The 10,956-nt window shown below is 66.6% G+C and carries 9 protein-coding genes, 1 tRNA gene, 1 other RNA gene and 1 pseudogene; 7 read left to right on the top strand and 5 right to left on the bottom strand.

Annotated features, from left to right (window positions below; genetic code table 11):
• Both ACYVPE_RS26270 and ffs read right to left on the bottom strand, forming a co-directional pair.
• Nucleotides 1-1,314 (bottom strand): DNA polymerase III subunit gamma and tau (locus tag ACYVPE_RS26270; RefSeq protein WP_461036185.1); only part of this gene is annotated, 1,314 nt, incomplete at its 3' end.
• 41 nt (nucleotides 1,315-1,355) lie between these two features.
• An RNA gene (gene ffs / locus ACYVPE_RS26265) (signal recognition particle sRNA small type) lies at nucleotides 1,356-1,452 on the bottom strand.
• 82 nt (nucleotides 1,453-1,534) lie between these two features.
• On the opposite strand from ffs, the gene ACYVPE_RS26260 reads away from it, so the two are divergent.
• A tRNA-Ser gene (locus tag ACYVPE_RS26260) sits at nucleotides 1,535-1,622 on the top strand.
• Nucleotides 1,623-2,379: 757 nt separating this feature from the next.
• On the opposite strand, the gene ACYVPE_RS26255 is transcribed toward ACYVPE_RS26260, so the two are convergent.
• On the bottom strand, nucleotides 2,380-2,895 hold the full coding sequence (locus tag ACYVPE_RS26255; RefSeq protein ID WP_461036184.1) for a hypothetical protein: 516 nt from the start codon (nucleotides 2,893-2,895) through the stop codon (nucleotides 2,380-2,382).
• A gap of 38 nt (nucleotides 2,896-2,933) precedes the next feature.
• On the opposite strand from ACYVPE_RS26255, the pseudogene ACYVPE_RS26250 reads away from it, so the two are divergent.
• Both ACYVPE_RS26250 and ACYVPE_RS26245 read left to right on the top strand, forming a co-directional pair.
• A pseudogene (locus ACYVPE_RS26250) lies at nucleotides 2,934-3,037 on the top strand (IS5/IS1182 family transposase); the annotation flags it as partial.
• 206 nt (nucleotides 3,038-3,243) lie between these two features.
• A complete protein-coding gene (locus ACYVPE_RS26245; protein ID WP_461036187.1) occupies nucleotides 3,244-4,053 on the top strand; it encodes a transposase family protein in 810 nt (269 codons plus the stop codon).
• A gap of 553 nt (nucleotides 4,054-4,606) precedes the next feature.
• Here the strand turns inward: ACYVPE_RS26245 and ACYVPE_RS26240 are convergent.
• Nucleotides 4,607-5,089 (bottom strand): hypothetical protein, encoded by a 483-nt coding sequence (locus ACYVPE_RS26240; protein WP_461036183.1) that lies wholly within the window; start codon nucleotides 5,087-5,089, stop codon nucleotides 4,607-4,609.
• Between the two features lie 66 nt (nucleotides 5,090-5,155).
• On the opposite strand from ACYVPE_RS26240, the gene ACYVPE_RS26235 reads away from it, so the two are divergent.
• From ACYVPE_RS26235 to ACYVPE_RS26225, 3 genes are all read left to right on the top strand, one after another.
• Nucleotides 5,156-6,523 (top strand): hypothetical protein, encoded by a 1,368-nt coding sequence (locus tag ACYVPE_RS26235; protein WP_461036182.1) that lies wholly within the window; start codon nucleotides 5,156-5,158, stop codon nucleotides 6,521-6,523.
• A 540-nt stretch (nucleotides 6,524-7,063) separates the two neighbouring features.
• Nucleotides 7,064-7,420, top strand: a complete 357-nt coding sequence (locus tag ACYVPE_RS26230) for a hypothetical protein (protein WP_461036181.1) — start codon at nucleotides 7,064-7,066, stop codon at nucleotides 7,418-7,420.
• Between the two features lie 386 nt (nucleotides 7,421-7,806).
• Complete coding sequence (locus tag ACYVPE_RS26225) at nucleotides 7,807-8,412, top strand: peptidoglycan-binding domain-containing protein (protein WP_461036186.1); 606 nt, start codon at nucleotides 7,807-7,809, stop codon at nucleotides 8,410-8,412.
• Between the two features lie 7 nt (nucleotides 8,413-8,419).
• On the opposite strand, the gene ACYVPE_RS26220 is transcribed toward ACYVPE_RS26225, so the two are convergent.
• Nucleotides 8,420-9,754 carry an FAD-dependent oxidoreductase gene (locus tag ACYVPE_RS26220; RefSeq protein WP_461036180.1) on the bottom strand — a complete coding sequence of 445 codons (1,335 nt, stop codon included), beginning with the start codon at nucleotides 9,752-9,754 and terminating at the stop codon, nucleotides 8,420-8,422.
• 136 nt (nucleotides 9,755-9,890) lie between these two features.
• Between ACYVPE_RS26220 and ACYVPE_RS26215 the strand changes: the two genes are divergently transcribed.
• Nucleotides 9,891-10,868 carry a helix-turn-helix domain-containing protein gene (locus ACYVPE_RS26215; RefSeq protein ID WP_461036179.1) on the top strand — a complete coding sequence of 326 codons (978 nt, stop codon included), beginning with the start codon at nucleotides 9,891-9,893 and terminating at the stop codon, nucleotides 10,866-10,868.
• The last annotated feature ends 88 nt before the right edge of the window (nucleotides 10,869-10,956 follow it).

Here is a 10,956-nt window from a genome sequence, read left to right as displayed (position 1 = left end):
ACTTGGCGCCACGTGCGCCGGTGGTTCCGGCGCCGGTGGTGGCGGCGCAGGGGGCCGCTGCGCCTGCGCGGCCTCCTGCGGCACCGCCGGGCCCGTGCCCCGGCCCGGCCGAGCCGGCCCCGGCGGGAACACGGCCCCGGCCGCGGCCGCGGGCCCGCCCCCCCGTTCCAACCGATCAAGACGGCTCTGCAGCGCCCGCTCGTCCCCGTACGCCGCGGGCAGCAGCACCCGGGCGCAGATCAGCTCCAGCTGCAACCGGGGCGAGGTGGCCCCCCGCATCTCCGTAAGACCGGTGTTGACCAGATCGGCCGCGCGGCTCAGCTCCGCGGGGCCGAACGCCGTCGCCTGCGCCCGCATCCGCTCCAGCACGTCCGCCGGGACGTCGATCAGCCCCTTGTCCGCCGCGTCCGGCACGGCGGCGAGGATCAGCAGGTCGCGCAGCCGCTCCAGCAGATCCGTGACGAACCGCCGCGGATCGTGACCGCCCTCGATGACCCGGTCCACCACCCCGAACGCGGTCGACCCGTCGCCCGCCTTGAACGCGTCCACCACGTCGTCGAGCAGCGCCCCGTCCGTGTAGCCGAGCAGCGAGGTGGCCATCTCGTAGGTGACGCCGTCGTCCGCCGCGCCCGCGAGCAGCTGGTCCATCACCGACATCGAGTCCCGCACGGACCCGGCGCCGGCGCGCACCACCAGCGGCAGCACCGTGGGATCCACCGGGATCTCCTCGCGCTGACAGACCTCACCCAGATACTCACGCAGCGTGCCGGGCGGCACCAGCCGGAACGGATAGTGGTGGGTGCGCGACCTGATCGTGCCGATGACCTTCTCCGGCTCGGTGGTCGCGAAGATGAACTTCAGATGCTCGGGCGGCTCCTCGACCACCTTCAGCAGGGCGTTGAACCCCGCCGGGGTGACCATGTGCGCCTCGTCGATGATGTAGATCTTGAACCGACTGACGGCGGGCCCGAAGAACGCCTTCTCGCGCAGCTCACGGGCGTCGTCCACGCCACCGTGCGAGGCGGCGTCGATCTCGATCACGTCGATCGACCCCGGCCCGTTCCGCGCGAGATCCACGCACGACTGGCACTCCCCACACGGCGTGGGCGTCGGCCCGCGCTCGCAGTTGAGACACCGGGCGAGGATGCGCGCACTGGTCGTCTTGCCGCAGCCGCGCGGCCCGCTGAACAGATACGCGTGATTGACCCTGTTGTTCCGCAGGGCCTGCTGCAACGGGACGGTCACGTGCTCCTGCCCGATGACCTCCGCGAAGGTCTCGGGTCGGTAGCGGCGATACAGCGCGAGCGAGGACACGACACCGACGATATCGGGCACCACTGACACTCGCGCCCACAGCACAGGGCCCCCCACGCACCCACCAGAGCTCACCTACCCTTGCTGCCTTCCGGCCCTGGGGGAGTTCAGCGAGATAGCGCCGCGTGAGGGGCTGCCGCCAACCCTACCCGATCCCCACCCCCACCCACGCCCCCAACCGGTTCGCGACCACCGCCCAACGTCTTGTATCGTTCCCCACGGAGGATTCGCCTAGTGGCCTAGGGCGCACGCTTGGAAAGCGTGTTGGGTTCACCCCCTCACGAGTTCGAATCTCGTATCCTCCGCCAGCTCTCACCGGGCTGAACGAAGGCCCCAGCCGCCATCCACGGCCGGGGCCTTCGTCTTGTCCGTCTCACTTTCCGTCTCGTTTTCCGTCTCGTTTCGCCTCGGGTGTCCCCCCAGAGCGCGTCCCCGACGACATCCGGAACGCCGAGGATCAGCAGCACCGTCGCGGCGGTGTGGCGCGCGTCATGCAGCCGACCGTCCCGCACCCCGGCATCCCGCAGCAGCCGCTTCCACACATGGTGGCCCGTATTCGGACTCAGCGACCCGCCAGTCGGCGAGGCGAAGACGAAGCCCGTCCCCTGCCAGGCCGCCCCCGCCGCCAGCCGCTCGGCCTCCTGTTCCTCCCGGTGCCCACAGCAACCCGACCACCGGCTCGGGCAACCCGATCGTCCGACGACCCGCACGGGACTTCGTCGACTTGAACTCCCGCCGCAGCTGCTCGCGCTGCGGGCGGTAGCCCGGCTTCCGCCCGCAGGTGTCGCCGCAACCGTGCGCGTACCTCGGGCCGCAAGCGGTGCTTTCTGGTCCGCAGATAGCCGGCCGCCAGGTCCGCGCCTTCCCGAGTAGGACCCCAGTCGCGGGTGTACCGCTTCGCTAGTGCTGTGACCGCATCGCTTCGCCGGGCCGACGGGCGATGACGCTACCGGCGTCCGCCGGGGGAACCGCGCCCCAATGATCGCGCAGTTGGTCAAGGCCGATGAGGTCACACCCACCAAGGGTTGTCCCGTTACTTCCGGGGGCCAGCGACAGCAAGGGGGCTCAGGCTTCGTTGCGGTCCGGTGAGGCAGCGGGACGACGCAGTTGTTCGCTGCATTCCTTCAGCCACTCGTCCACCACGTCGCGGGACTCGTCCAGGGCGGGGTCACGGCTGCCACCGGGTGCGTAGGCGGGGGAACGGTTCGCACGCAGCGGCAGGTGTGCGCAGTACCAGGCGCGTTTGGCTCCGGCTCGCTCTGCCTCCGTGCCCGTTCGCAGATAGTCGAGGAGTGCCGCCATGACTCGGCGGCGCCCGAATGCGTAGAGCGCCGGCTCGACGAACCAGCGGCAGAAGCTGGGGTCCGGGTCGTAGACAGCCGCGGCCATCAGTGGGGCGAAGAACTCCTCGGGCAGGCTGGCGCGTTCGAGTAGTGGCCTGCGTACCGTGTGAGCCAGGTGCCGCGCACGTCGGTCTTCCCGCAGGTCGGCCGAGTTCCCCAGGTCGAGCAGCCGAGCCACCTCGGCCGCGCATGACAGAAATGAGCGTGCTGCTGCCTCGTGGTGCTCCTCGTCGGCCATGGCGGCATTCTGGACCAGCGTCGGACCAAGAGACGTCGGTGCCGTCCTGGACAGGGCCTTCACCGGGCTGAGCCCGCGCTGCTTCGGCAAGTTGGTGGCCGCGATACGACGCGAACAGGTTGCGTCAGCGGTTCTGCATGGACACCGTGCTCATCGTCGATGCCGTCCTGGTACCGGCCCGCGACCACCCAGTGAGGTTTTCTCAGCGAAATGATCTACGCGAAGTGGCGTGAACCGTCCGTGTATGAGCAGGTCGGACGCACGGGACCCGGCTGCGGACAGACGTGAAGCCCCTGGTAGGACAGGTCTCACCACAAGATCATGTCCGCAACAACCAGAGGCTTCACGTTGGTTACCTATGTTGCCACGCTCGACGTGCCCCGCCACGTGGTGGAGTACCTCGCTCATCTGCTCGCCGCACACCGCCGACACCTCCGGACGCCTCGGGGCTCGCGGGTGCTGGGGCCGTTCCGTCAAGCGGTGCTGGTGCTGCGCTGGTTCCGCGAGGCCAGCTGTGTGCACTGTCTGGCCCGCGACGCGGGCGTCTCCCTGGCCACCGGCTACCGCTACCTCCACGAGGGCATCAACGTCCTCGCTCAACAGGCACCTGACCTGCATGAGGTACTGGATCGCTGCCGGCGGGAGGGGATGACGCACGTGATCCTCGACGGCACACTCATCGAGTCGGACCGCCTCGCCGGCGTCCGCGAGAGCGGCAACGACCTGTGGTTCAGCAAGAAGCACAAGGCGTTCGGCGGCAATGTGCAGTTTCTGTCCGCCCCCGACGGCGGCCCGTTGTGGGTCTCCGATGTCGAGCCCGGTTCCACCCCCGATATCACCGCCGCCCGCACCCACGTGCTGCCCGCGCTGTACAAGGCCGCGGCCGACGGCCTACCAACCCTGGCGGACAAGGGATACATCGGCGCCGGCATAGGCATCCGAGTCCCCCTCCGCCGCCCCCAAGGACAGTCCGAGCAAGCCCTACACGCCGACACCCGCATGACGAACGCCCTGATCAGACACCTCCGCGCACTGGGCGAACGCGCCGCCGCCGAACTCAAACAACGCTGGCGCACCCTGCGGCATGTCAGCCTCAGCCCAAGCCGAATCGGCGACATAGCCCGCGCCGCCCTCGTCCTCAACAAACACTGGAAATAATCTCCATTGAGAAAACTTCAGTAAGTACAGGAAAGCCAAAAACAGCAGCGGCCCAGCAGGTTTCGCCCGACTGAGCCGCACGCGATATTCTCGAATCTCCTACTAAGTGACAGACCTGATCAACGAGGCTTCATTTATCCCCCAACCTCGCAGATTAGTGACTCGAATAGTTTAAAGTCAGAATAGCTACCACGGGATGTGGATCGCCATCTGCACTGGTGGTGTAGCTGTTGTGGTACTGATAGTCAGCCCGCGCTGCACCTGTTATCTCAAAGTGGTGAGTTCGGGACCAACCATCCGTCATCGGGCGCCCTGCTTTACCCCGAAGGATCGTGATGCTCGCTACAGGGCACGGCTTCCCCGGATTCTGGGAGATGTGATCCCAGAACTGCTGGGCCTGCTGAAGGCCGACACGCTCTACCAAGTCGGCATAATGCTGCCTGAACTGGCGATGGACGAGAACCCGGTAGCTGGGTGCATCAGCCGGTCGCCCACCCGGCCTTCTAGCGGGCTCGTAGGGCTTGTAAGCGCTCCCCCCTGGAGTCACTGGAAGTTACTCCAATTCTCCCTCAGGGCGCTCAGCCTCGACGAGATCCGGAACAAGGCCCTTCTTTAGCAGGACACTCCTCCGCATTGGATCCTCAAGCTGGCGAGCCGTGACTTTCCAGGCATCGAGGCATTCACGCAGGACAGCCGTGTCATTGTCACTATCTGCCGCGACGATAGCTTCACCCAGTTCGGCTACGAACTCCTTCAGGTCATCGCAGTCGAACACACGCAACCAGGCCAGATCCCCCAGCTCTTGCACAGTGGGCCTGAAGTCTGGTCGAGCAAGCAGGCTCTCCAAGCGAAGGTGCACGGAAGACCACTTCCGTAGCTCCTCCAGGAGATGCAAGTGTCGCTCGGGAAGCATCACCAAACTAGTGCCGTTCTTGTCGCGCAGCCGGGCCAAGCCGCTGCGGGCCGCGTCCAAGAACTCTGTGCGACGTTGGGTAGCAAGGTCAGTTGACTGGAAGATCACATCACCGCTGCTCACGCCGCCTCCTCTCTCCAGATACCAGGATCCTGCCCAGGATCCTGGTTGTCAAGCTCTATGGATCCAATGCATGATGCTGTGAACAGTTGTGTGACAGTACTGATCACCGCGAGGCGCACGATGGACGAACCTACTGCTAGGCCGTTCGATGCAGCGGTCAGCCTGATGGCCGAGGAGCCAGCCTCTGAGCTCAGCACATGGAGCGCCATCAGCCTTGCCAAGCTGCTACGTGATGCCCTGCTAGCTCCACCCTCGGAGCGCGAGCACCCCCTGCAATCCAGAGAGAAGATCGTCGATGCCCTGAAGGCGCTCGCTGGCGGAGGCCTGGACGGCTACGCGTTTGCTCGCTACGGGCTCGGCCCCAAGATCGCGGAGCGGATTGCTGGCCTCGCATCACTGCCTCAACTCCTCAACCTCGTAACACCTAGCAGGCGAAGCGGTGAAATCGATGAAATTCTCCATAACATGCCACACGAGGTCACCCCATGGGCGCAGCTATGTAGAGCAGACACAACAGCCAGGCCTATCAACGGGGGCGAGGAATCCAACCCTGAAGTTCTACTCCTGACGATTACAGAGCTTACTCACGACTGGCACTCAAGAGTGCAATCGTGGACTCAGCAGGCAGACATCAATAACCTGATCGACTGGAAGTGCCCAACCGACGATGAATTTAACACTCTGGTTGATTACGGCACCCCAGACGCCGACCTCGAGAGTCAGTATGCGTGGGTAGTCGATCGCCTGACAGAGACTTACTTGAGCGACTGGGAAGAATCATCCCTCCATCACGAGTACCGCTGGCTCAGGGCGGCTGCACCAATACCGTTCCCTGATGCGATCATGGATCTGCGGCCCATTTCGTCCGCAGCTCTGAACGCTGAGATCGCCGAACGGGCCGTCATGAATCAAGGGGACGAGTCCCAGCGAGAGACCGTTGCACAGCTCACTTTCCAAGGGGCTGAACTGGTCAAGTCGGGGAACCGGAACGCGGCAGCATCTACTTTTAGCCTAATAACAAGAATAATTCCCGAAAATCCGAACGCGCGCAACGACTTGGGATTCGCGCTGATCCCGGATGAGCCAAGAAAAGCATTGCGTCATCTAACTGCAGCCGCCAGGATGGGCTATGATCAGCCATTCATTAACGCTCACAATAGAATGGTTTGCAATCTACTTATTGATGCACAAAAGGATGCTCTTTACATAGCTGAAGCCACTTGGTGTTCCTCTCTGACTGAGCAAGCCGTACCCGCTCTGATCTGGACCGATGTGGAAGGTCAGTGGTTGGTGCAGTATGTGCCGGATGCTCGCGTCAAGGTTGCCGAGCTCGCCCTGCAAGCCGCTCGATCGCTTGGAGGAGAGGCTCAGGAAACCTGGCAAACAAGACTTGTCTCGCTCCGCTCCATGGAGGTGCCCTCACGGCACAGGTGAGTGTCCAACTGTGCGACAACGCCGACGTACAGCGGCAGACGAGCGCGGACGTCCGCGGACCATCAGAGCAGGTGATAGGCACACCAGCCCAGAACCGAGCGGCCGCCTGAGTTGCTTCGGGACGAAGAGGTCATCGCTCAGGGACTCACCGGCATGTCTCCGCCGGCGCGGCTCGCGCTGGTCGACCGCATGGCAGCATGATTGAGGCCGGTGAGGGACGTCGAGACACACCCGCACCTGATCGGTCAACACCATCGCCAGCGGGGCTGACTGTCGTCGGCCGAGGCTCAGACACTCCTGAGCCCAACTCCGTCAAGGGACATTCGAGGCGAAGGGGCCATGCCATCGGCGTGCCAGATTCTCCGGGAAACCGCGGGAACTGGCACTGGATGCCTCCAAGACCCCAGCAGCACTCCGCTGCAGTCCAGCACAGCAGCCGACGCCGAGAAACCCGAGCTTCCCAAGCTGATGACCTCTCTCAGTCAAGAGGCCGTTCGGCGCCCAAGAGGACCCGTCAGTGCAGAGTGAGATCATCCGGGCATGAGTTACGACTTGGCCGTATGGGATGGCGAACGTCCTGCGGACGATAAGGCGGCCGCGCGAGCGCTCACGGACCTGTATGAGCGCTACGTCGATTCGGATGTGGAGCATCCGCCGACCGAGCGCGTAGCGGTTTACGTCGCCGCCCTCCTGGAACGGTGGTATGACCTGACCGACGATGAGGAGGACACCTCCCCTTGGTCGACGAGTCCGCTGATCCGAGAGGCATGTGGCCCGCTCATTTACTTCCCGATGCGCTGGCGCATGGCTGAGGAAGCTTCTGCCTACGCGGCGACCCTCGCAGACTCGATGGGTCTGGTCTGCTTTGACCCTCAGCAGAACCGGCTCAGGCCCTGAGGCTGAGGGCACACTACGGCCGTCCAGACGGGCCGGGACCGGAGGGCACGCCCACAACTGGTCGCCCGTGAGCCCAAGTGAACGCCCCTGCCCGTGGTCCCGGAGCTCACCACCACAGTTGGAAAGCGTGTTGGGTTCACACCTCCACGAGTTCGCATCTCGTATCCTCCGCCAGCTCTCACCGGGCTGAACGAAGGCCCCAGCCGCCATCCACGGCCGGGGCCTTCGTCTTGTGGCGTCGCTCCGTGGCCGCGAGCACCCGTGCCCCCCGGCGGGCACGTGACAAGCCGCCCGACGGCGATCCGTTGAACTTCGGCGCCGGCCGTTCCGTGTGTCTCCTCGAGCAGTGCGGGTGTCAGCGTGCGCGGAAGGAGACGGGTGTGGGTGTGTCGGTGCCGCCCGAGGGGGAGCGGGGGGCGGAGCGGCCCGCGATCGAGCCGACTCATGTCATGATGCGCCGCCGCTCCGAGAGGCTGGCGGAGTTGTTGCGGGAGATGGACTCGGACCGCGACGCCGACGAGGACTACGAGACCGTGCCCGTCCCGCCGGCGCCGGAGCCCGCGACCGAGGAGTTGCCGAAGCTTCCGGGAGCGGACCGGGGGCGTCGCACCGGGCGGGCGGCCGTTGCCGTCGCCGTGGTCGCCGCGGCTCTCGTCGGCTTCGGCGGTGCGCTGCTCGTCTCCGGAGGCGAGACGGGCGAGACGAAGGACGAGGCGCCCCCGAGCGCCGAGGTGCCGACCGAGCGGGCGGTCGATCCCGATGGCCCTGGGACCCTCCGGGAGGGCGACGCCGGGCCCGAGGTGGTCGAACTCCAGCGGCGGCTGCGCGACATCCCGAACGTGTACGAGAACGGCTCGGTTGGCGGCGAGTATGACGCGACGCTCACCGAGGCGGTCGCCCGCTTCCAACTCTGGTACGGCATCCGGGGCGACGAGACGGGGGTCTACGGCGACGACACCCGTCTCGACCTGGAGTCGCGGACAGGTAACTGATGGAGCGTCAGGCCGAGCCCGCGGGTCGGCGGGCCGCCCATGCCGCCCGCAGCAGGGTTCCGGGGCGCATCAGGGTCTTCGCCGGGGACAGCATGTGCATCACCTCCAGGAAGCGCCGGTGTATCACCGGGTCGGTGACCGACGCCTGGACGATGAGATCGCTGAGTCGGGTGGCGACCCGGAAGCCGCGGGGGCGGGGTCCTGTGACGTGTGGGAGGCGCAGGTCGTTGAGGGCGGACGTCTGCCACGCGTCGTCGACGACGGCGGCGGTGTCTCGGAAGTACGACCAGGCGGGATCCCGCGGGGACGGACCGGATTCGAGGTAGGTCGCGAGGCACGCGGCGTGCATCGTGGCCGAGGACATGCCCTGGCCGTAGATGGGGTTGAACGAGGCCAACGTGTCGCCGACCGCGGCGAGTCCGGCGGGGAGGCGGTCGAGCAGGTGGAAGTCGCGGCGCCGGTTGTCCGGGTGCCGGTAGGTCACCGGTTCGCCGATCGGCTCGCCGTCCTGGGCGAGTTGGCGGAACGGCGCCGCCGGGTCGTCAGCGCAGCGGCGCAGGAACTCGGCCGTGCCCCGCCCCGGTCGGTCGTCCGCGTACCCGGCCACCAGCGCGATCCAGCGGTCGCCCTCGACCCGGCCGAGGGTGCCGAGCCGGAGTCGGCCGTCCGGCAGCTTCCACAGGGACTGTGCCACCGTCGCGTCGTGCGGCCCGCCGGAGCGGCGGAACAGCGCGGTGGCGTAGCCGAGGTCGACGTGCATGCGCCGCATCGCCGGCTCCGGCCAGCCCTCCTCGCGCAGCCAGGTTCCGACGCGGCTGGCGCGACCGGTGGCGTCGACGACCAGGTCGGCGGTGAGGAGCTCGTCGCCGGCCTGGCCCGAGTACCGCACGCCGGTCACCCGGTCGCCGGTGAACGCCAGCCCGAGCACCCGGCCGTTGACCGGCCGCAGGTTGCCGAGCGCCAGCACCCTGCGGCGGAGGTGGGCCTCAAGGAAGGGCCGCGTGGCGCTGACCATCTCCACGCCTTCGACCAGCACCTTGAGGTTGCCGTCGAGGTAACAGTGCACGTCCGAGCCGCTGTTGGCGTGCGCGGCGCCGTCGGCGACGAGTTCGGCGGAGAAGCCGGGGAACCAGTCGTCCATCCGGCGGCGGCCCGCGTCGAGCAGCGCGTGCATCTGGCTGCCCTGCGGGACGCCGGGCCGTGGCTCCCGCTCCGCCGCCGGGTCGCCGGAGAGGGCGACGTCGTCCCGTTCGAGCACCACCACCTCGTCGGCGTGGTCACTGAGCACTCGGGCGGCCAACAGCCCGGCGATGCTGCCTCCGAGTACGGCGGCCCTGCGCATGTGCTACCTCCTGGTCGCCGCGTCGGAGTACGGCGGAGAACATGGTGAGCTTTCTCTCCCGCCCCGAACCGACCATCCGCGCACTCGGTCTATACATTTCTGGCTCGTCCTGCCCATACGAAGGAAGGACCGTGCGATGAACTCGCATCCCCATCTGGTCGGCGGCCCGTCACCCGACGTCGACGCCTGGCGAGGAATGCTGCACGACTCCCTGATCGAACTCGACGCGATCCCCGTCGGCGGAACCGGACGCAAGGCCGACTACACGGGCTGGCTCCGCCAGATCGACCTGAAATGTCTCACCCTGACCGACGTCGGTTCCGACCCGGTGCGAGTGGTGCGCGCGCCCAGGATGCTGCTCGGAAACCAGGACGACTTCTATCTGCTCTCCATCGCCAAGGAGGCCAGTTCGTCGTTCAGCGGAAATACCGGGTCGCAGCTGCGGTCCGGCGACGCGGTGCTGCTGGACAGCACCGTCCCCTTCCAGCTCAGGGCCGACGGGTTCGCCCACCACCTCGTGCTGACGCTGCCCAGGGCGGACGTGGCACGGGTCATGCCGGTCGAACGGGAGCGCGTCGGGCGCCGCATCACCGCCGAGAACCCGGTGCTGCGCGTGCTGTGGGCCACGATCACGGAGATCCAGGCCGGCGGTGAGCGGTTCGATCCCGACCTGCTGCCCGAACTGGGTTACGTCCTGCGTGAGTTGATCTTCTCCGTGCTGCGGTCCGACGAGTTCGGCGACCGGACGGCGGTCAACGGGCTCCTCGGGCACCGCGCCCAACTCCTCCGCATGCGGGACTTCGTACGGCGCAATCTCGCCGAGCCCGATCTGTCCGCGAAGGCGATGGCGGCGGCGTTCGGGGTTTCCGTGCGCTATGTCGAACTCGTCTTTCGGGAAAGCGGCACGTCACCGGCCAGATACATTCGCGAGACCCGGATGGCGGAGGCGCGCCGCAACCTGGCGAGCCCGCAACGGCGACAGCGTCCCATCGCCGCGATCGCCCGATCCGTCGGAATCGAGAATCCGACCGTATTCACCCGTATGTTCCGCCATTTCTACGATGTCACGCCCAGCGAATACCGGCGGTCCCAGATCGGTGAACGGCGCATGTGACGAGCTGCCGGCGTCGTCGGGCACGCGGACGGAAAACCTCCGTGCGGGAATTGACGATTTCGTGTTCGCGAATCGTCGACATCGACGT

Source organism: Streptomyces mayteni, from assembly GCF_054783955.1.
This window is presented reverse-complemented; position numbering and strand designations above follow the sequence as displayed.